The sequence below is a fragment of the Enteroscipio rubneri genome (assembly GCF_963929405.1).
GTDB classification, from domain to species: domain Bacteria; phylum Actinomycetota; class Coriobacteriia; order Coriobacteriales; family Eggerthellaceae; genus Enteroscipio; species Enteroscipio rubneri.
The window spans coordinates 265,776-286,385 of record NZ_CAWVIN010000003.1; the positions used below are offsets into that span (position 1 = coordinate 265,776).

Genomic DNA, 20,610 nt, shown 5'->3' on the forward strand with positions numbered 1-20,610 from the left:
CCCCTGTTCTATTTCGAGGGATCGACGCTTCCCTCAGAAAGAACGACCGTGGAAGGCTGTGGAATGAAGTAGGTATCAGTGTGCATCAGGTCCCGGTACTGCACCACCCCGTCGAGATAGTAGACGCGATACGACTCCGCCACATAATGGAGGTCGCCGTCGTCGTCGACGTACTGGTCGACAACCTTCGACGTCGCATCGATGGTCGTGCCCGTTTCCAAAGGCTGACCGATGATGGAAACCTCCACCGTCTGGCCGACCGCCATGGCCTTGATGCGCATGGGGTCTTCGCTCGCGTTCTTGATTCGCAGATCCATGGTGCCGTAAACAAGCGTGGCATCGAGCCCGACCGGCGCGTAATCGGAGGCAATCGAGTGCGGATGACGCTCGACGATCTCCAGATCGGCTTTCAGGGCGGCGATATAGAGCGCTGTGGACACTTGGCAGATGCCGCCGCCGGCGCCCTCTACTGTTTCTCCGCCTACGATGACGGGTGCAGCGCGGTAGCGCGAGTCCTGTTCGACGTCGCCGACATGATCGTTGAACGAAAACGTCTCGCCCGGCTGGATGACCACGCCGTCGATCGCCCCTGCAGCGAGGCGGAGGTTCTCGGCGCGATCGGCATTCGTGCTTTGCGAGATGGCCTGATAGCTCCCGATGACCTCGCCCTCCGCAACGTCGGCTTGTTGCGCCTGAGGTTCCGGCTGGGAGGCGGGCGCGGCCTCCTCGGGAGGCATCTGCACCTCTGCAGGCATCGCCGAAGTGGTGAGCACCATGCAAGCGGCAACCAGCACGCCGCACACAGCGACGACGGCATAGTCAGGAGCCGTGCGCAGCTTCGCGCGCGGACGATCCGACTCCCTGCGATGCGCAGCAGCCATCTAGATCATCCTCGCTACCGCATCAAGTTTTATGCGCTCGGCGCTGGTCAAATGGTCGCCGCACACCCGCAATTCGTCTGCGAGCGCACGCGCCCGATCGTGCTGGCCGGCCAACACGTAGCATGCAAGCTCCTCGAACTCGGCCTTCCTCCGCTGAGCTTCATCGGGTGCGCGATCGGCGCTTTCCCTGAAAAGCCGAGCGGCAACGGCATGCGCACCCTTCATCTTGAGGTTGCGAGCCTTCTTGAAGCAATCGGAGGACTCGAGGCTGCGCGGAGCATGCGCTTCGGGAACAGGAGCAGGGTCGGGAACGGAGTCGAGAGCGCGGGTGCAAGTGGAACCGCCTGCATGCTCATGCGAACTTGCGGACTCGCTTGCGAAGGCATTTGCATTGGACGGCATGGACGGTTTCGCGGCCGCACTCGCATCGGCGGGCGCACTCGGCTCCGCAGGCTTGGTCGCATCGGCGGCCGTGGACGGTTTAGCGGGCACGCTCGTCTCGGCGGGCGCGCTCGATTCGGCAGCCAGACTCGCATCGGCGGCCGCGCTCGGCTCCGAAGGCACACCCGACTTGGCGGCAGCGCCTCTTTCGCCGAGCGCATCAGCACCGGAAGTCGGATTTGCTTCGACAGGCGCAGATGCGGCAGAGGATACCGTCGCGATCGAAGCCGCGAGCGCAGCCGTGGAATCCCATCCGGACACCGGCGACGCCGAACGGCCGAGAGGCGTCGGAACCTTATCGGGAGGAACGCGCAGTTCGCCGCCGATCGTGCGGGGCGTCCTGAAGGACCCTTGCGAGGACTTGGGACGACCGACGCTCAGCGGCACGAAAGAAGAAGCAGGCTCGATCGCATCGGCACTCAGCCCTGCTTCGCGCGGGCGGCTCCCCGAGCGCGCGGGCGGCTTCGCCGAACGCGGACGCGGATCCATAGCCAGGTACACCGCCAGCGGCACAACGATGCTCCCCACTGCGAACATCGGCGCCGCCCACAGCTGCTGGCCCATGAGCACGGTACCCGCGAAAGCAAGCGCGATCAGTGCGAGCGTCGCAAACGAGACTCGAGACGCGCGTGAAAGCGCGGCGGCGCGACCGGAATGCGCTCCGTCGTTTCTAAAACGGCAGACAACGGCCCCCGCCACGATGATGGCGGCCATGAAGGTCAACCCCCATCCGCTTGCCTGCATGCTGCACTCCCACTCAAGATCAAGTCAACGCGTGACACAATGAAATATCATTCTACCTTTATGCGAACAATTATATAAGCATCTGATAAAGTTACACGCAGAATCCCTGATCAACTATAATTTTATGGCAAGTTTAAAGCACCCCCCATGACCTATTCATTCCGAATGCGCCACAGAAGGAAGAACCGTGTTCCGGATTCTCGCATTCTCTTTCCACCATGCGCGCGATTCATCCGTCGGCGCCTTCCCGAAAAAAGACCGGACAGCGCACGAAGAAACGGGTCCCGAAATCAACGCCCTTTCGCGATTTCCGAAACGTCTCATCACAACAAAACGGAGCAGCCCGAAGACTGCCCCGTTCGCATAACACACTATGCTGCCCGCGTCTTAGTGGATGGTGTTGCTCACATAGGGCGTCTTGTCCTTAAGCACGACGTCGTGGGCGCCGCCCTCGACGATGGACGTGGATGACACCACGGTGAGCTTGGCCTTCTGCTGCAGCTCGGGAATGGTGAGCGCACCGCAGTTGCACATCGTGGACTTCACCTTCGACAGCGTCAGGTCGACGTTGTCCTTCAGGCTGCCGGCATAGGGAACGTAGCTGTCGACGCCTTCTTCGAACGATAAGCCCTTCTTGTCGCCGCCCAGGTCGTAGCGCTGCCAGTTACGGGCGCGCGCGCTTCCCTCGCCCCAGTACTCCTTCATATAGGAGCCGTTGATGTTCACCTTGTTCGTGGGGCTCTCGTCGAAGCGGGCGAAGTAGCGGCCCAGCATGACGAAGTCGGCGCCCATGGCAAGCGCGAGCGTGACGTGATGGTCGTACACGATGCCACCGTCGGAACAGATGGGGATGTAGACCCCCGTCTCTTCGAAGTACTCGTCACGCGCCTTGGCCACTTCGATGACCGCTGTGGCCTGACCGCGGCCAATGCCCTTTTGCTCGCGCGTGATGCAGATGGAGCCGCCGCCAATGCCGATCTTGATAAAATCTGCGCCCGCATCCGCCAAAAAGCGGAAACCCTCGGCGTCGACCACGTTGCCCGCGCCCACCTTCACGGAGTCGCCGTAGTGCTCCCGGATCCACTCAATCGTGAGCCGCTGCCAGTCGGAATAGCCCTCGGAGCTGTCGATGCACAGCGCATCGGCACCGGCCTCGACAAGCGCCGGCACGCGCTCGGCGTAGTCGCGCGTGTTGATGCCCGCACCCACCATGTAGCGCTTGTGGGCGTCGAGCATCTCGTTGGGATTCGATTTGTGGGAATCGTAGTCTTTGCGAAACACCAGGTACAGCAACCGATCTTCGTCATCTACGATGGGCAGAGCGTTCAGCTTGTTGTCCCAGATAATATCGTTGGCCTCTTTGAGCGACGTATCGGCAGGCGCGACGATGAGCTTCTCGCGCGGCGTCATGAAGCTGGACACCTTCTCGTCCATCGACATGCGCGACAAACGGTAGTCGCGACCGGTCACGATGCCCACCAGCCTACCGTGCGCCGAACCGTCCGCAGTCACGGGCATAGTGGAATGGCCGTGCTCCTCCTTGAGCGCCAACACGTCGGCCAGTGACATCTCGGGAGAAAGGTTCGCATCGCTCGTGACAAAGCCGGCCTTGTAATCCTTCACGCGCGCGACCATGGCGGCCTGGCTTTCGATGGTCTGGGATCCAAAGACGAACGAAAGCCCCCCCTCCGTCGCCAACGCGATAGCCATGCCGTCATCGGACACGGCCTGCATGATAGCCGACACCATCGGTATGTTCAGCGAGATAGCCGGCTCTTCGCCGCGCTTGAACTTCACGAGCGGCGTCTTTAGACTGACGTCGGCAGGGACGCACTCCGACGACGAGTGGCCTGGAACCAGCAGGTACTCGTTGAACGTGCGGGACGGCTCATCGAAATAGTAGGCCATGGGCTGCTTCCTCCATCTGCGGTTTGGCGCGATGCGCGGCATGTGTTCTGTCCGGTACAGTCGACGCCACCCAGAAAACGCGCCCGTCAACCGCCCGTTGCTCACTTGTTACCGCTATTATAGCCACGGGACGCCCGCGCACGGAATGAATCCGAGGGAATATGGAGAAAACTCCGGCCGTCCTCACTGTCGTTTTCCATACTGTCAGATCGTGCGCGCTAGCCCATCCCCAACCACACCTGCACGATGGGCACGTAGCCCGCAACGAACACCACGATGATGAGCACCGGCAACGCGAAGCGCACGTAGCCGCGAGCCCACCGGGGGAAACGCGCGCCCTCCCCCGTGTCGGCCTCGCGCAGAAACGCATCCCAACCCCAGCCGCGGCGCGAGGTGCAGAACAGCAGGAACACGAGCGCGCCCAAGGGCAGTACGTTGTTCGACATGAGGAAGTCCTCGATAGCCTGGATGTTGCCGATGCCCGGCACCTCCACGCCCGCCCACACGTTGAATCCCAGCACACACGGAAGCGAGAGCGCCGCCAGAGCCAGACCGTTCACCAGGCACGCCTTATTCCGCGACCAACCCCACTCATCCATGCTGAAGCTCATGATGTTCTCGAACACCGCGATGACCGTGGAGAGCGCTGCGAAGCTCATGAACAGGAAAAAGAGCGTCCCCCACACCTGCCCGAACGGCATCTGCGAGAACACGCTCGGCAGCGTGATGAACACGAGTCCCGGCCCGCTGCCCGGCTCCACGCCGAATGCGAAGCACGCAGGGAAGATGATGAGACCCGCCATGAACGCCACGAGTGTGTCGAGTCCTGCAATGCGCAGAGCCTCACCGGTGAGGCGGTAGCGCTTGTCGATATAGCTGCCGAAGATGGACATGGAGCCCACGCCGACCGACACGGTGAAGAACGCCTGCCCCATGGCCGCGAACACCGCATCGGCGAACGTGCCCCAGCCGCCTTCGAACAGCTTCCCGAAGTCGGGCATGAGGTAGAACGCGAGACCCTCCTGGGCCCCCGGCAGCGTGACTGCGCGCACTACGAGCACGGCGAGCACGGCGAACAGCGCGATCATCATCACCTTGGTGATGCGTTCCACGCCGTTGCGAAGTCCAGCGCGCGTCACAAGAACGCCGATGAGCACCACAGTCAGCATGAACGCGACCATGAGCCACGGATCGGCCAGCAACGAGGTGTACACGCCTTCGACGCCGCCCGCATCCTGGCCTTCGAACATGCCCGCACCGCTGAACAGCATAAACGCGATCATCCATCCGGCCACGGTGGTATAGAACATCATGAGCAGGTAGTTTCCCGGCAAAGCAGCCCATTTGAAGCGATGCCATTTCGTACCCGCTGGCTCCAGCTCGTCGAAGCTGCGCGCGACCCCCTTCTGGCTGGCGCGTCCCACCGCGAACTCCATCACGAGAATAGGCAGCGCGAACACCACGAGAAACAGCAGGTACATGAGCACAAAAGCCGCACCGCCGTACTGCCCCGTGATGTAGGGAAAGCGCCAAACGTTCCCAAGGCCAATAGCGCATCCGGCGCTGATCAGGATGAACCCCAGCCGGGTTCCAAATTTCTCTCGAGCCATGTCCGCCTACCGTCGAAAAGCGCCTACCCCGGGCCTGACGACCCATCGGCCGCGGCCGACGGGCGCATGCTTGCAATGCGAGCAGTGTAGCGGAAAGGGCACCGGCTCGCCAGGTCTGCGAGAGAGAGGATCTAGCGCACCCATGCACGCACGACGGTCGCGCGGAAGCGGCGCCCGGCAAGGACGGGCACGGCATCGTCGCCGTCAGGCTCGGCAGCAAGCGCAGCGCCAAACTCGCAGCGCGCAAACCCGGCCCGGCGGGCGTCGGCTTCGAACTCCGCTGCGGACGGGGCGGCGCCGAATGCGTTGCCGACAGCGGCAAGCGCGCGGGCCTCCTCCGCCGGCAACGGCTCCTCGGCGAACACGCCCGCATGATGGAGGGCCCCGCCAGGCGCGAGCACGCGCGCGATCTCGCGCAGGGCCGCCTCACGATCCCACGCCAGATTGAGCACGCTGTTCACGAACACGAGGTCCACCGATGCGTCCTCGATACCTGCTTGGCGCAAATCCTCGAACGGCGCACGCCAGAACGTTGGGTCGATCGCGCCCGCAACACGGGCCCGACGCATCTGGTGCTCCGCCACGTAGGCGCGAGCAGCTTCAACATACGCCTCAGACGGGTCGACGCCCAGCACGGCCCCATCAGGCCCTACGAGGTCGGCGATCTTGCATGCCCCCTTGCCGCGGCGACATCCCAGGTCGAGCACGCGCTTGCCAACCAGCTGGTCGGGCAGCAGCATCTCGCAGCGGCCGACGACATGCCCCTCGCGCGGCATGGCTTCGTAGTAGCAATCCCTCTCGGCATCCATCCGCATGCCTCCCTTCCTGGCGCGCTTCGATCGAAACAAGCGCGCAAGCCGGCGTCCTCGGCGAGTCCTGTTCCGCCAAACGCCCAGATGACCGACCGCACGGCAAACCCGTGCCGCACTCCGGCGTTTCGCGTTATGCGTTCTTCAAAAATGCCTCATAACCTTTGAACGCCTCGTAGATATCGGCTTTGCTGGTGACTTCCCAGGGAGCGTGCATCGAGAGCACCGCCACGCCAGAGTCGATGACGTTCATGCCGTACTTCGCGGGAATATAGGCGATAGTCCCGCCGCCGCCCGCGTCGACGCGGCCGAGCTCGGCGGTTTGGAACGACACGCCGGCATCGTCCATGATGCGGCGAATGCGCGCGACGTACTCGGCGGAAGCATCGTTGCTTCCGCTTTTGCCGCGCGAGCCCGTATATTTGTTGAACACGAGGCCATGGCCCAAAAATGCGCTGTTCTTCGTCTCGAACACGCTCGCGTACGCGGGGTCAAAGCCGGCGGATACGTCGGAAGACAGCATGCTCGAAGCGGCTAGCGCACGGCGCAGCAGCAACGGGCCGCCCTCGCCCACCAGCTCCATAATCTCCGCCATCGTGTTCTCGAAGAACTGGGACGCCATGCCCGTGGCACCCACGCTGCCGATCTCCTCTTTATCCACAAGCACGCACACCGCCGTCTTCTCCGGCGCATCGTCGAGCGCAAGCTGCGCCGCGAGCGAGGTGTAGGCGCACACGCGGTCGTCCTGCCCGTAGCCGATCACCATGCTCCGGTCGAAGCCCAGATCGCGAGCGCGCCCAGCCGGCACGGCCTCGATCTCGGCCGACAGGAAGTCCTCCTCCGTCATGTCGTACTTCTCCGCCAACAGCTTCAGCACGAACGCCTTCACCGGCTCTTTCTCGGCATCGCCATCATCGCTGCCCGCGGCGACGAGCGGCCGGTTGCCCACGAGGATATCCAGATCCTCGCCCTCCACGGCCTCGCTCGCCTTCTTGCCCATCTGCTTGCTCGCCAAATGGATCAGAAGATCGGTTACGCAGAACACGGGATCGCCTTCGTCGTCGCCCACGTTCACCTCGACCACGGTGCCGTCGGTCTTGACCACCACGCCGTGCAGTGCAAGTGGCAGCGCGACCCACTGATACGGCTTGATGCCGCCGTAGTAGTGCGTGTCCAGAAACGCGAGGCCGTTGGCCTCTGCAAGCGGATTCTGCTTGAGGTCAAGGCGCGGCGAGTCGATGTGCGCGCCGAGAATGTTCAGGCCCTCCGCGAGCGGCTTCTGCCCGATGTGCGCGAGCATGAGCGCCTTGCCATGGGCGAGCGCCCACACCTTGTCGCCTGTCGCGAGTGCGCGCCCATCGCGGACCGCCTCGTCGAGCGGGCGGTAGCCGCGCTCCTCGGCCTGCGCGACGACCGCTGCGGCGCATGCGCGCTCCGTCTTGTTGTCTGAAATGAAATCGATGTACTCGGCAGCCAGCTGTTCGAGCGCCTCGAGGTCGGCCTCGTCGTACTTCTTCCATGCCACGTCGCGTTCCATATGCTCGTTCCTTTCGTTCCAGCGGCTCTCGGCCGTCGTCCGCTGCGCAGGTCGAATTCCATTATCCACAACCAGCTCGAGCACGCCAGCCATTGAGACGTTTTTCCACCGCGCCGCAGCGCAGTCGTGACGAGGAGGAGGCGAAAGGCCTTCTCCTCGCTTGACGCCAAAGGATTCGATGCCGATCTCGCGTTTGGCCATCTTAGCATCGCAGACTGCGTTGGCGACGAGGCGGCCGCCGTTCCGCATTCGGGTTTCCTGTGTAGAAAACGCGCGGCTAAGGCCTGTTTCGCCAGACAATGCCTACTATTGACAGCGAGAAAACGACCGGGCGACGCTTGATAGTCAAGCGATCGTGCCAGCGAAAGGCATAGGACACGCATGCTCCAGCTCAACCGCATATGCAAATCGTACACGACGGCCGACTTCACGCAGACTGCGCTCGACAACGTGTCGGTGTCGTTTCGCGATAACGAGTTCGTGGCGATACTCGGCCCCTCCGGCTCAGGCAAGACGACGCTGCTCAACATCGTGGGCGGCCTCGACCACTACGATTCGGGCAACCTCATCATCGACGGCATCTCCACCGACGAGTACAAAGACCGCGACTGGGACGCCTACCGCAACAACCGCATCGGCTTCGTGTTCCAAAGCTACAACCTCATCCCCCACCAGACGGTACTGTCCAACGTGGAGCTGGCGCTCACGCTGTCGGGCGTGTCGCGCGCCGAGCGGCACGACCGCGCCGTGGCCGCGTTGCAGCAGGTGGGCCTGGGCGACCACATCAACAAGAAGCCCAGCCAGCTGTCCGGCGGCCAGATGCAGCGCGTGGCCATCGCGCGCGCCCTTATCAACGACCCCGAGATCCTGCTGGCCGACGAGCCCACCGGCGCCCTCGACTCCAAGACGAGCGTCCAGATCATGGACCTGCTCACCGAGATCGCGAACGACCGCCTCGTCATCATGGTCACGCATAACCCCGAGCTCGCGGAGCAGTACGCCACGCGCATCGTTAACCTGTCCGATGGCGTCATCCGCTCCGACACCGACCCCTTCGAGCCCACCGCCGAGGACATGCACGAGAGCGAGAAGCCCGCGCGCCGTACGAAGATGTCGTTTTTCACGGCGCTCGCGCTTTCGTTCAAGAACCTCATGACGAAGAAGGGCCGCACGCTCATGACGGCGTTCGCAGGCTCCATCGGCATCATCGGCATCGCATCCATCCTGGCGCTGGCCAACGGCGTGAACAACTACATCAAGTCGGTCGAAGAGGAAACGCTTTCGGAGTACCCCCTGCAAATCCAGAGCACCGGCTTCGACATGACGTCCATGATGTTCGGCGCGGCGGGCGAAGGAGCGGAGGCCGCCGGCGACAACGGCGCCGAGGACCAAGGCGAAGACTCCGTGCACGTCGTGGAGATGGTGTCGAGCATGGTGTCGAGCATCGGCTCAAACGACCTGGCCTCGCTCAAGAAGTATCTCGACAGCGGGGAGAGCAACATCGACCAGTACACGAACGCCATCGAGTACACGTACAACGTGGCGCCGCAGATCTTCAGCTCGAACACCGAGAAGCTGCGCCAGGTCAATCCCGATACATCGTTCTCCGCGCTGGGACTGGGCTCCTCCACCAGCTCGAACAGCCTCATGTCCATGTCGATGAGCACCGACACGTTCTACGAGATGCCGAGCGACCCGAACCTGTATCAGAACCAATACGACGTGAAGGCCGGACGCTGGCCCCAAAGCCATAACGAGGTGGTGCTCGTGCTCACCGGCAACGGCGGCATCAGCGACTTCATGCTGTACACGCTGGGCCTGCGCGACTCGGCCGAGCTCGACGACATGGTGAAGAAGTTCGCGGCCGAAGAAGAGGTGACCGCGCCCACCGACATGGAGGATCCCTCGTACGAAGATATCCTGGGCGTCTCGTTCAAGCTGGTCAACGCCGCCGACTACTACGTCCACGACGACGAGTTCAACGTGTGGAAAGACAAGACCGACGATACCGACTACATGCGCAATCTGGTCGAGCACGGCGAGGACGTGCATGTGGTGGGCGTGGTGCAGCCACGCGAAGACGCCGCCGCGACCATGCTGAGCTCGGGCATCAACTACCCCTCATCCCTTACCGACTACGTCATCGACCAGGCCGCGAACAGCGCCATCGTGAAGGACCAGCTGGCGCACCCGGACACGAACGTGTTCACGGGCAAGTCCTTCGACGAGGAGGACGAGGAGGGCAGCGATTTCAACATGGACTCCTTGTTCACCATCGACGGCGATGCCATCCAAGCGGCGTTCACCATCGACCAGAGCAAGCTGTCCGTGGACATGTCCAACGCCCTGAACCTGCAGGGCAGCCTGCAGAACATGCCCGCCGCCCCCGAGCCGAACATGGACGAGATCGCCGGATCGCTCAACATCGACCTGCCGGTCAATCAGGTGAGCGCGCTTATGTCCAACCTGATGGAAGGCTATGCAGCCTATCTGCAGCAGTTCTACGCCGCCAACACCCCCACCATCCCCAACCCCGACTACGATGCAAGCGACCCCGCATCGAGCCCCGTCATCCCCAATCCTGCCTATGACCCCGATGCCAAACCGCTTTCCGCACAGGAATGGCTGAACCAACCTGCCGTGCAGGGGCAGATTATGGCCGGCGTACAGGGCATGGTCGACCAGGACGCCCTTAAGGCCCAACTCGCCACCGCCCTGCAAGGCTACGTGCAAACCACCATGACCACCTATATGACCGCCATGGCAAGCGAGCTGCAATCGCAGGTGACCACTGCGCTGCAGCAATCGATGAACCAGATGGCGAACAACATGGCGTCGGCCATGAGCATCGATCCCGACAAGTTCAAAGACGCCTTCCAGATGAACATGACCGAGGAGGACCTCGGCGAGCTGATGATGTCGCTCATGAACACCGAGGAGGCCTCCTACGACAACAACCTGAAGAAGTTGGGCTACGCCGACCCCAACAAGCCGGGCGGCATCGACATCTACCCCATCGACTTCGAGAGCAAGGAAAAGGTCATCGGCATCCTCGACGGCTACAACGATCGCATGACGGCCGACGGCCAGGAAGACAAGGTCATCACCTATACCGACTTCGTGGGCACGCTCATGTCCTCGGTCACCGACATCGTGAACATGATCAGCTACGTGCTGGTGGCGTTCGTGGCCATCTCGCTCGTGGTGTCGTCCATCATGATCGGCGTCATCACCTACATCAGCGTGCTCGAGCGCAAGAAGGAGATCGGCATCCTGCGCTCCATCGGCGCGAGCAAGGGCGATATCGGCCGGGTGTTCAACGCCGAGACCATCATCGTGGGCTTCACCGCCGGACTGATCGGCGTGGGCGTGACCGCGCTCTGCTGCATCCCTGCGAACATCATCATCTATTCGTTGTTCGACGTGGTAGACGTGGCCTCACTACCGTGGCAGGCCGCCGCAATCCTCGTGGGCATCAGCGTGCTGCTCACGTTCCTAGCCGGCCTCATCCCCTCGAGCGCCGCCAGCCGCAAGGATCCTGTGGAGGCGTTGCGCAGCGAATAGCGGGGGCCACCGCCTTCCTTCAGATCGCAACGGCACGACTCGTGGCCAGGGCGGCTTCATCGCTCTGGCCGAGGCTTTCCAGCAAGGACTCGGCCAGAGCGCAATCCGCGAGCACCCAGACGCGGTCGCCCTGAGATAGGAGGGTGTTCCTACTCGGCTTCATGACGATGCGGGCGCTGTGCTCGAACGCCACCACCAAGCTGCCGTAAGCGTCCTTGAAATCGATCATGGCGATGGTCTTTCCGCGAAACTCGGAGGTCGGCCCCAGTTCGAACGAGAAGCAGCGTGTTTCCCGGGGAGCCCGACCGCTGCCCAGGTAGCGCTCCAGCGTCACGCTTTCCGCCTCGTCCTCGTCTACCATGTCGTCCTTCAGCAGCTTCTGCAGATACCAGTCCACCTCGTCTTCCGTCCCCAGAAATGTGAGCAGGTCGCCTTCGCGAATGCCCAGGGGATCGTTCGGGTCGTTGATGCGACGCCCCAGCTCTTCCTTGGAAAGGCGCGGCACCAGCTCCTCGCCCACCAGGTGCCCGTTCCGCTCGATGGCGATCAGGTCGAGGTTGAAGGCAATGCCGAAAAGATAGTCAGCCGAGCGGATGAGCCCGCGCCCGCTCTTCCGTCCCGTCGCGGCCACCTGCGCAACGTAGAGCTGCCGTTCCACCCAATTCACATGCTCTTCGTCATCGAGCTCCGCCCTGCGCTCGTCCATGACGCTTTGGTTCAGATTGCCAAGGAAGGCGGATTCCATCCTCAGGAACCCAGCGTGAACGGCGCGCGATCGGGCAAGAGCGGTCGCCAGGAGGAAGGCCAGCAGGATCAGCCACCACGAGAGCACGCCTTCCAAAACGTAGACGATGTAGACGAGGGCCATGCTGGACACGGCGACACTCACGAGCGTGAGCGCCACGAGCATCGCCTGCTCGCGCCGCGCGCCCAGCCACAACAGCCTGAGCTCGCCCTTTCGGCTCCCGTAGAACAGGTTCGCCATGAACGCCCCCGTCACGAGAATGCCAGCCACGGAAAGCGCGATACCGAGTGCGGGTTCGGACACGTACCCCCTCAGCAGCGGCTTCACAACTTTGGAAAGCACTTCGGCCGAAGCGACCGCCGCGATCGCAACCATCGCGATGCGCAGCGCCCAGCGCTTGGCGTACTCGCGCTTCCCCGAAGCTCCTCTGTCGTCCGACGACGGCTTACGGTATTCCAGTCGATCGAGCAGCGGCTGGGGCAGCAGCCTGACAAGAAGCCGGTAGACTCCTTCGGAATGTTTGATGTAGAAAGGCGTGGTGAGCGTCGTGACAACCGATACCGATACGATGACGGGATACAGGAAGCCGTCCATCACCCCGAGCGATACCCCAAGCGACGCGATGATGAAGGAGAACTCTCCCACCTGCGACAGGCTCAATCCGCACTTGACCGCGGTCTTGAGCGACTGGCCCCCCAATAGCGCGCCCAATCCACTGAACAGCGGCATGCCCACGAGCACCACGAGCGCGATGACGGCGATGGGCGCGACGTTCTCCGCTATCTGGGACGGCGAGACCATCATGCCCACCGAAACGAAGAAAACCGCTCCGAACAAATCTTTGACCGGCTTGAACAGGACCTCGACTCTATGGGCGAGCGCGGTTCCCGCCAAGATGGAGCCGGCAAGAAACGCTCCGAGCGCCGCAGAAAACCCGATAGCATCGGCCACCAGCACCATGACCAGGCACAGCGCGACAGCCACGGTGATGAGGATCTCGTCGCTGAGCGCCCGTGCGACCCGCCTGAGCGCACTCGGCACCACGAGAACGGCCAGCACGAACCACACTATAAGGTACAGCGCCATCTGCCCGATATCGCGCGCCACTTCGCCACTCTCGGCAGTGCCGACGGCGATGGTGGAGAGCACCACCAAGAGGAAGACGGCGACGATATCCTCGGTTACGAGCGCCCCGAGCGCCAGTTCGGCGAACCGCTTGCCCTTCAGGCCGAGTTCGTCGTATATCTTCGATACGATCATGGTCGAGGATATGGACATCATACCGCCCAAGAACAGGCTCGTGTAGGACGACCATCCGAGCAGCGCCCCCACTGCCATGCCGGTCATCATCATGCAGCCCATCACGACGACGGCCACAACAAACGCGCCTTTGCCGATGGTGGACAGCCGCACGATGCTGAATTCGAGCCCCAACCCAAACATGAGGAAGATAACGCCGATCTCCGACCAAGCCGCGATATCTTCCGCGTCCCCAACATTGGGAATCCAACCGATCGCGGGGCTGATCAGAAAACCCGCAACGACGTAGCCCAGCAGCACCGGCTGCTTGACGAGCTTGCAGATGATCGTCGTAACTGCCGCGGTCGCCATAAGAAGGGCCAGGTCGACCACGAGTTGGGGAATTGCAACCATGCCGCCCTCCCTTGCGCATGACGTCGACCCCGCCGCACAGCGCGGACGACGGCCCACCCGACGGCGACCGCGAGCGCCGTTCGCCCGTATTGTACCCCATCAGGAAGCACCTCGCCTGCGCTCCGCCGGACTGCAAGGTACGGGTAGGTGCACGAGCAACAGATCAGACAACCGCGAACAGGACGGCGAACACCGCCCGATCGTGCTAAGCTGGCTTCACCGAAAGAAGGAGGAGGATCGCATGTATCGCAACATCATCGTCGACAAGCGCGACGGAGCGCTCGTCATCACGCTCGATCGGCCCGAGGCGCGCAATGCGATGTCGGTAGAGCTCCAACAGGAGATCACCCAGGCGCTCGACGAGCTGGAAGCCGACCCCGATCTGCGAGCGGGCATCATCGCCAACACCGGCCCCGTGTTCTGCGCCGGCGCCGATCTTAAGGAGATATCCGAGGGCGTGTGGGACACGCCCCACGCACCGGACGGCACCGACTACGGCTTTGCGGGCGCGACCAAGCGCTACATCGAAAAGCCGCTCATCGCAGCGGTCAACGGCAAGGCGGTGGGCGGCGGCCTTGAGCTTGTCATGGCGTGCGATCTCGTCGTGGCCAGCGACGATGCGATCTTCTGGTTCCCCGAGCCGCGCCGAGGGCTCACGGCTGCCGGCGGAGGCTCGCTGCTTCGGGCGGGCCAGCAGCTCACCGTGAAGCGCGCCAACCAGCTGCTGCTGCTCGCCGAGCCCATCAGCGCCCAGGAAGCGCTCGACTGGGGACTTATCAATTTCGTCGTCCCCGGCGACCACGTGCTCGACAAGGCGCTGGACATGGCAGGCAAAATCGCGCTCGGTGCCCCGCTGGCCATCCAGTACACGAAGCGCACCGTGTATGAGACCATGGGATATCCTCCCGTCTATCCCAACGAAGGGTGGGACATCCTGGAGCAGTACGAGAAGTTCACCGTGGAGAGCCGGGATGCGCACGAGGGCTCGACGGCCTTCGTCGAGAAGCGTCCGCCCCGCTGGGAGGGACGGTAGCAAGGCTTGAACAGCCAAGCCGCCCGACTCGACGGCAGCCCAATCACGCGCATGTGAACGTTATGCGAATCGTGACAGCTGCATAGATTATCCCCTTGCGCGCCGTTTGCGCTCGGAGTACAATAGTCTTATTGAGATTGATTCTCATTAAGATACGACGAGACCGGCACGATGAGAAGGAGCCCCACACATGAAAGTACGTTCCACCGCCCCCACCGCCGAGAACTCCACGAACATGAACGGCTTCGGCACCTGCGAAGTCGGCACTACGCTCGAGAACCTGAAGGCTGCCATCTCCGGCGAAACGGGCGCCTCCGCGAAGTACGCCGCATTCGCCAAGGCCGCCAAGGAGCAGGGCTACGACCAGATCGCCCGTCTGTTCGAGGCCACCAGCGCTGCCGAGCAGATCCACATCGGCCTCGAGTATGCACTCGTCGCCGAAATGGAGCCCGGCTTCGAGAAGCCGACCGCCCCTGAGGCAGAGGGCGCCCAGACCGATCTGAACCTCATCTCAGGTGCGCAGGGAGAGATCTTCGAGACCTCCGACATGTATCCGGCGTTCATTGCAAAAGCCCAGGAGGAGGGCAACGCGAAAGCTGTTCAGGTGTTCACCCGTGCCAAGCTGGCCGAGTCCGTGCACGCCGAGCGTTACCTGGCCGCGTATAACGACCTGGACGCCGCCGACGATGACGTGTTCTACCTGTGCCCTGTTTGCGGTTACATCCACAAGGGCGAAGACTTCGAGAAGTGCCCCATCTGCTTCTGCCCGAAGGCCTCTTTCAAGGCATTCTAGGCGTCAAGCCGATTTTGCGCTCGAAGCGGCGGCCTTCCCGGCTTGCCGCTTCGCCTGCAGAACGACCGCCCGATTCGGGCGGTCGTTCTGCATTTGGGACGTGCACCCGGTTGGATCACGCCAGAGCATGGTTTCGGTCATCGCATGGTGCCGGAAGCCGCCCGCACTTCTGGCTGGCATCGGACACAAACGGAGCTGACCTCCTTGCACTCGCACGACATGGCACGGGTGCGCTATCATGATGTTTTCAACCGAAAGAAGGCTTGCATGGAACCGAAGCGGAATCGGCAGGAACCTGCCTCCCCTACCATCGACGGCATCCTCGCACACAACCGCACGTTCGTCGAGCGCCGCGAGTTCGAACGCTACGCCACCGACAAATACCCCGACAAAAAGCTTGCCATCGTATCCTGCATGGACACGCGCCTCACCGCGCTGCTGCTGGCGGCACTCGGGCTGAAGAACGGCGACGCGAAGATCATCAAGGTGGCCGGCGCCGAAGTGGCGCACCCCTTCGGCAGCGTGATGCGCTCGCTCTTGATCGCGGTGTGCGAGCTGGGCGTGGAAGACATCATGATCGTGGCCCATACGAACTGCGGCGCGCAGCACATGAGCGGCAAGGAGATGGTGGCGAGCATGGAACGCCTCGGCGTCACGCCCGAGCGCATCGAGCTGGCGCGGCACTGCGGCATCGACTTCGACCGTTGGCTCGCCGGCTTCGGCGACACCGAAGAGGCCGTGCGCAAGAGCGTCGATATGGTGCGAAATCACCCCGTCATGCCCCCGCACGTGCGCGTGCAGGGCTTCGTCATGGACTCCGTCACCGGCCAGCTCGCCCGTGTGGCCTGCTAAGCTGGAACCGGCGGGACGCCTGGCGACGCAAGCGCAAAGACGCATGTATCACTCAAGGCCGAATCGAGTTCGGGAGGTCGGGGAAGCAACCAGTATCCTCTTCGAAGCTCCCTTTACCCCTTCGCCTTCAGAGCGTCGGTCATGTGGTTGAACGCGGCATCGCTGAAGCCTTCGCTGTAGGCACTCGGGATGACCACGGTGCCGCCGGACCCCTTCACGCTCTCGTAGAGCAGGTGCATCGTGCGCAGGCGCAGCGCGACGTCGTTTTCCTCATAGACGTGCGCGGCATCCACGAGCATGGCCGAGATGTCCTTTTCCACCTCGGCCAATACCATGCGCGCGTTCTTCTCGCGCTCGGCCTGGGCTTCGGCGGACATGACCTCCTGCAGCTCCTGCGGGATGACGATGTCGCGGATCTCCACCGAGAGCACGGTGATCCCCCACGACGACGTGCGCTCCTCGATGATCTCCTGCAATTCCTGGTCGAGCTGGTTGCGGCGAATGGCCACCTCGCTCACGCTCGCGCGCCCGATGGCGTCGCGCAGCGCGGTTTGAGCCGCCAGCGATACCGAGTTGTAGTAGTTCTCCACCTCGAGGCACGCTTTCTCGGCATCCCACACCATCCAGAACAGCACCGCATCCACGTTGATGGGCACAAGATCGCTCGTGAGCGTTTCCTCTGCGCCGAAACCGGTCACCATGATGCGCTGATCGGCCTTGAGGGCGGTCTGCTCGATGAACGGGATGGTGAAGTACAGCCCCGGTCCTTTCGTACGATTGAATCTTCCGAAGCGCAGCACGACCACCTTCTCCCACTGCATGGCGATGTGGATGGTCATGACCGCCAAGCACGCGAGTGCAAACGCCGCTACGACCGCCCAAACGTCGAAGCGCCCGGAGATTGCGAAGCCCCCGGCTACCACTGCCGCGAACACCACGGCGAAAACGAATGCCGAGAACGCGAGCGGCCCGTTCTGGGACGTCCGTCTATCTGTTCTGGAATTGTATTGCTCGATGGAGAACGGCCTGGGAGCCGTCGCCTCAATCGGCCTTTCCCCTTTGCGATTTCTCATACAAGCCTCGTCTCATGCTCTCGCCCGCGTCAGCTTCCTGCTGGATACGATGGACAACGTCGATCATCCGCAGCATCACCTCGTCGATCGTCATGCCCAGCGATAAACAGCGCCGAATGCTCTCTTCTATTTCGGTATCGACGATCGAGCGCACGTCGTCGGCCGCCCGATCGCCGATGTCGCGCACGAATACGCCACGACCGCGAACCGACTCCACGTAGCCATCGTGCTCGAGGTTGACGTACACCTTGCTCACCGTGTTGTAGTTGATAGCCGCCTCGGCGGCGAGCGTGCGCACACTCGGCAGCTGATCGCCGGGCTGGTAATGACCCGTCTTGATGAGGTAGACGAACCGGTTGCGCAACTGCACCCACACGGGCAGACCGGATGATTCGTCTATCTCGAACAACGCCATGCGCATTCCCCTGATCGTTTATCTCGTACCGTCTTCGGCCGCTTCGCCGAATAACCGAGGCCTTCATTCCGGCCAGCGCGCCCACGTCGCGCTCGCGGCGGCGGCCACGTTCCGCATTGTACAAGAAACGGGCCGATCCTCCACGACGGGATGCGCAACTTCAATGCGTTTCAATGCGTTCCCGACCAAATCACGCAGAAGCGCAGCGCCAACCCGCCCAGGATGCACAGCACGTCCACCGGCAGCAGCTTGAACGACCGGCCCGAAACCGCCATGAGCGTCTCCACCGACAGGGGCGCGAGCACGCCCATGCCCACCACGACGACGAGGAACCACCCGCCGAAGACCTCGCCTCCCAGCAGCATCCGAAGCGACTCGCTCGCCGAAGGGCTCAGGAACGCGGCAAGCACGAACGCCGCCAGCGCAACCAACTCGAGCGCGAGCACCGCCAGATGGACGCGATGCAGGCCGGCTATCCATCGGTCGAGCAGCCACCAGTCGCATACGAACGGCGCCGCGATGAACATCACCGACAGTCCGGAAGATGCCGACGAGAGCGCGAACAGCACAGGTATGGCGATGTTGTTCCACAGTGCGACCGCCTCCATGCACGCCACGTACACACCGGTATACGTCATGAGGCACACCGACGCGACGATACAGGCAACCTCGGCTATCTTGCGGGCGCGGGCGTGCACGAAGGGAACGTAGAACAGGTTCGCCACGACGAGAAAACCTCCGACGATCAGGCTGGCCAGCAGCGTGTACGAGCCGAAGGAGAGAACGGAGGTGGTGGGCTGCGTGAACAGCAGGTAGGCGAACTCAGGTCGGCCCAGATCGAGCAGCAAGCACAGAGCCGCCACGCACAGCATCGCAAAGCCTGCCACGTAGCAGCGCGTCATGAGGGATTCGAACGCGCGGGTCTGGCTGAGCGTGCGATCGAGCGAGCGATGGAACGCGAGTGACCATGCAGAGGTCGCACCCAGCACGCCTGCGCCGCATCCGCCGAGGAACAGGTAGAAAATCACGAGCGCCCCGATCATGTCCGTCCCTCCTCTCGTCAGACGCTTCGTCCATGATAGGGCCTTGCCTCGGCGCTGCCTAGCACTCGTTTCGCGCGAAGACCTGCTTCTCCTCGTCGAATGCGATACCGAAGCGCCGGGCGTAACGCGCGCACAGCCCGAACGCAAACGCTCCTACGCCCCGGTAGTAGTCCGAATCAACGTTCTTCTCGACGGCGTAGCGCCACACAGCCAGCCACGGCAGCACATGCTCAGCCAAAAACGCCTTCTGCTCGTCGGCGGCCACGCGAGCCGCATCCTCCTGACCGTCCGCGAGGGCATCTGCCTCCACGCCGCAAAGATGCCCCATGAATCCCAGCATCAGGCCCAGATGATCGTCGGGCTCTGCGTGGAGCCGCTCGATTTGCAGTCCGCGACGTCGGTACGCCGCGCGCACCTCGAGCGTTTTCTCGCCGAACATCTGGCTGTTCGGTTCCAGGTAGAACGATTCCCAGCATGGGGCGTCGGGCGTGCCCGCGCCCACGAACAGACGGAACCACTCGCGTTTGAGGCCGTGCGCTCGCTCATCGAATGCCCTGCATCCGTCGGCGTCCGACACCCGGGCCGCCTCGACGCACCAGGCGTCCAGGCATGCCAGCCCACGTTGCACATACGCGTCATCCATGCCGTACGGCGCAGCCTCGAACAAGCGCTCTCGAACCTGAGCGGCCACCTCTTCGGTGTCCGGCTCGCAGTACAGCAGCCGCGAGGCCTGCGCGAAGCAGGCCCCTGCGGCAGCGAGCTGCTCCTGATCGTATTCGGTCGTCATCACAGCCTCCTGCCATCGGGCGGAGGGCGCCGGACGAATTGGGAGGGAACCTCTCGTCCGACGCCCCGACCGCCCGTCATGATGTTAGAGTTCTTCCTCCAGGTTCACGAGCGCGCCCGTGCCGCTTCCCGTTTTCTGTGCGTTGCGGTGGGGGTTCACGATCAGGTTCGGACCTGTCGAGTTCACCGGAAGCGGCTCGACTTCAACGTCGCCAGCTCCATAGAGAGCCTCCATGTCCTCTCGCGTGCCGAAATCGAGCGCGCGCATGGGACAGGCGGTCACGCAGATGGGCTTGCCGCCGGCCGCCACTTCGTCTTTGCACATATCGCACTTGATGACCAGACCCGACTCCTCGCTGAAGGACGGCGCGTCGTAGGGGCATGCGGTGACGCAGGCCTTGCAGCCGATGCACGACTCGGCGTCGACCCATACGATGCCGGTATCCTCGTCTTTCTGGATGGCGCCCGTCGGGCAGTTGCCGAAGCAGGCGGGTTCATCGCAATGGTTGCAGGCCACGGACATGAAGTAGCCGAACACGCCGCTGGGTACGTAGCTGCCGGCCTCGTTGAGCTCCCAGGCGCCTCCCTGGTAGTTCAGCACCTTGCGGTACAGGTTGTTCGCCGGCAGCTTGTAGGTTTCCTTGCACGAAACCTGACAGGTCTTGCAACCGGAGCACTTGTTCGAATCGAAGTGGAACGCGTACTGAGCCATGATGCACCTCC

At 62.9% G+C, this 20,610-nt stretch carries 16 protein-coding genes; 4 read left to right on the forward strand and 12 right to left on the reverse strand.

Annotated elements, in window-relative coordinates:
* Positions 1-8: 8 nt before the first annotated feature.
* The 6 genes from ABGT83_RS08415 to ABGT83_RS08440 form a co-directional block, all read right to left on the reverse strand.
* Complete coding sequence (locus tag ABGT83_RS08415) at positions 9-881, reverse strand: VanW family protein (RefSeq protein WP_346686999.1); 873 nt, start codon at positions 879-881, stop codon at positions 9-11.
* Positions 882-2,066: a hypothetical protein gene (locus ABGT83_RS08420; RefSeq protein WP_346687001.1), complete on the reverse strand. Its 1,185-nt coding sequence runs from the start codon at positions 2,064-2,066 to the stop codon at positions 882-884.
* 387 nt (positions 2,067-2,453) lie between these two features.
* Positions 2,454-3,974, reverse strand: coding sequence for an IMP dehydrogenase (locus tag ABGT83_RS08425; protein WP_103264788.1), 1,521 nt, complete (start codon positions 3,972-3,974; stop codon positions 2,454-2,456).
* Positions 3,975-4,192: 218 nt separating this feature from the next.
* Positions 4,193-5,584 (reverse strand): sodium-dependent transporter, encoded by a 1,392-nt coding sequence (locus tag ABGT83_RS08430; protein WP_103264787.1) that lies wholly within the window; start codon positions 5,582-5,584, stop codon positions 4,193-4,195.
* A 131-nt stretch (positions 5,585-5,715) separates the two neighbouring features.
* Entirely contained in the window at positions 5,716-6,393 is a 678-nt protein-coding gene (locus ABGT83_RS08435) for a class I SAM-dependent methyltransferase (protein ID WP_346687002.1), read from the reverse strand.
* A 133-nt stretch (positions 6,394-6,526) separates the two neighbouring features.
* Complete coding sequence (locus ABGT83_RS08440) at positions 6,527-7,930, reverse strand: aminopeptidase (protein ID WP_103264805.1); 1,404 nt, start codon at positions 7,928-7,930, stop codon at positions 6,527-6,529.
* A 381-nt stretch (positions 7,931-8,311) separates the two neighbouring features.
* Between ABGT83_RS08440 and ABGT83_RS08445 the strand changes: the two genes are divergently transcribed.
* Positions 8,312-11,494, forward strand: coding sequence for an ABC transporter ATP-binding protein/permease (locus tag ABGT83_RS08445; protein WP_346687004.1), 3,183 nt, complete (start codon positions 8,312-8,314; stop codon positions 11,492-11,494).
* Between the two features lie 19 nt (positions 11,495-11,513).
* Here ABGT83_RS08445 and ABGT83_RS08450 read toward each other — a convergent pair whose 3' ends face one another.
* Complete coding sequence (locus tag ABGT83_RS08450) at positions 11,514-13,892, reverse strand: cation:proton antiporter (RefSeq protein WP_103264784.1); 2,379 nt, start codon at positions 13,890-13,892, stop codon at positions 11,514-11,516.
* A gap of 241 nt (positions 13,893-14,133) precedes the next feature.
* On the opposite strand from ABGT83_RS08450, the gene ABGT83_RS08455 reads away from it, so the two are divergent.
* The 3 genes from ABGT83_RS08455 (at position 14,134) to ABGT83_RS08465 (ending at position 16,570) form a co-directional block, all read left to right on the forward strand.
* Positions 14,134-14,925 carry an enoyl-CoA hydratase-related protein gene (locus ABGT83_RS08455; protein WP_157938930.1) on the forward strand — a complete coding sequence of 264 codons (792 nt, stop codon included), beginning with the start codon at positions 14,134-14,136 and terminating at the stop codon, positions 14,923-14,925.
* A 190-nt stretch (positions 14,926-15,115) separates the two neighbouring features.
* Positions 15,116-15,718 (forward strand): nigerythrin, encoded by a 603-nt coding sequence (gene ngr / locus ABGT83_RS08460; RefSeq protein WP_103264783.1) that lies wholly within the window; start codon positions 15,116-15,118, stop codon positions 15,716-15,718.
* A 267-nt stretch (positions 15,719-15,985) separates the two neighbouring features.
* Positions 15,986-16,570, forward strand: coding sequence for a beta-class carbonic anhydrase (locus ABGT83_RS08465; RefSeq protein ID WP_103264782.1), 585 nt, complete (start codon positions 15,986-15,988; stop codon positions 16,568-16,570).
* 113 nt (positions 16,571-16,683) lie between these two features.
* On the opposite strand, the gene ABGT83_RS08470 is transcribed toward ABGT83_RS08465, so the two are convergent.
* The 5 genes from ABGT83_RS08470 to ABGT83_RS08490 form a co-directional block, all read right to left on the reverse strand.
* Positions 16,684-17,643, reverse strand: a complete 960-nt coding sequence (locus ABGT83_RS08470) for a slipin family protein (RefSeq protein ID WP_103264781.1) — start codon at positions 17,641-17,643, stop codon at positions 16,684-16,686.
* A complete protein-coding gene (locus tag ABGT83_RS08475; RefSeq protein WP_103264803.1) occupies positions 17,612-18,058 on the reverse strand; it encodes a GntR family transcriptional regulator in 447 nt (148 codons plus the stop codon). Before ABGT83_RS08475 ends, ABGT83_RS08470 begins: the two co-directional genes overlap by 32 nt.
* Before the next feature lie 170 nt (positions 18,059-18,228).
* Positions 18,229-19,101, reverse strand: a complete 873-nt coding sequence (gene nrfD, locus ABGT83_RS08480; protein WP_103264780.1) for an NrfD/PsrC family molybdoenzyme membrane anchor subunit — start codon at positions 19,099-19,101, stop codon at positions 18,229-18,231.
* 58 nt (positions 19,102-19,159) lie between these two features.
* A complete protein-coding gene (locus tag ABGT83_RS08485; RefSeq protein WP_346687008.1) occupies positions 19,160-19,888 on the reverse strand; it encodes a TorD/DmsD family molecular chaperone in 729 nt (242 codons plus the stop codon).
* An 84-nt stretch (positions 19,889-19,972) separates the two neighbouring features.
* Positions 19,973-20,599: a 4Fe-4S dicluster domain-containing protein gene (locus tag ABGT83_RS08490; RefSeq protein WP_346687009.1), complete on the reverse strand. Its 627-nt coding sequence runs from the start codon at positions 20,597-20,599 to the stop codon at positions 19,973-19,975.
* Positions 20,600-20,610 lie beyond the last annotated feature (11 nt).

Coding starts and splice junctions, on each gene's coding strand:
- ABGT83_RS08435 (WP_346687002.1), bottom strand. CDS start 6,393: ATGGATGCCGAGAGGGATTGCTACTACGAAGCCATGCCGCGCGAGGGG.
- ABGT83_RS08485 (WP_346687008.1), bottom strand. CDS start 19,888: ATGACGACCGAATACGATCAGGAGCAGCTCGCTGCCGCAGGGGCCTGC.
- ngr (WP_103264783.1), top strand. CDS start 15,116: ATGAAAGTACGTTCCACCGCCCCCACCGCCGAGAACTCCACGAACATG.
- ABGT83_RS08465 (WP_103264782.1), top strand. CDS start 15,986: ATGGAACCGAAGCGGAATCGGCAGGAACCTGCCTCCCCTACCATCGAC.
- ABGT83_RS08455 (WP_157938930.1), top strand. CDS start 14,134: ATGTATCGCAACATCATCGTCGACAAGCGCGACGGAGCGCTCGTCATC.
- ABGT83_RS08420 (WP_346687001.1), bottom strand. CDS start 2,066: ATGCAGGCAAGCGGATGGGGGTTGACCTTCATGGCCGCCATCATCGTG.
- ABGT83_RS08470 (WP_103264781.1), bottom strand. CDS start 17,643: ATGAGAAATCGCAAAGGGGAAAGGCCGATTGAGGCGACGGCTCCCAGG.
- nrfD (WP_103264780.1), bottom strand. CDS start 19,101: ATGATCGGGGCGCTCGTGATTTTCTACCTGTTCCTCGGCGGATGCGGC.
- ABGT83_RS08440 (WP_103264805.1), bottom strand. CDS start 7,930: ATGGAACGCGACGTGGCATGGAAGAAGTACGACGAGGCCGACCTCGAG.
- ABGT83_RS08450 (WP_103264784.1), bottom strand. CDS start 13,892: ATGGTTGCAATTCCCCAACTCGTGGTCGACCTGGCCCTTCTTATGGCG.
- ABGT83_RS08475 (WP_103264803.1), bottom strand. CDS start 18,058: ATGGCGTTGTTCGAGATAGACGAATCATCCGGTCTGCCCGTGTGGGTG.
- ABGT83_RS08445 (WP_346687004.1), top strand. CDS start 8,312: ATGCTCCAGCTCAACCGCATATGCAAATCGTACACGACGGCCGACTTC.
- ABGT83_RS08490 (WP_346687009.1), bottom strand. CDS start 20,599: ATGGCTCAGTACGCGTTCCACTTCGATTCGAACAAGTGCTCCGGTTGC.
- ABGT83_RS08430 (WP_103264787.1), bottom strand. CDS start 5,584: ATGGCTCGAGAGAAATTTGGAACCCGGCTGGGGTTCATCCTGATCAGC.
- ABGT83_RS08425 (WP_103264788.1), bottom strand. CDS start 3,974: ATGGCCTACTATTTCGATGAGCCGTCCCGCACGTTCAACGAGTACCTG.
- ABGT83_RS08415 (WP_346686999.1), bottom strand. CDS start 881: ATGGCTGCTGCGCATCGCAGGGAGTCGGATCGTCCGCGCGCGAAGCTG.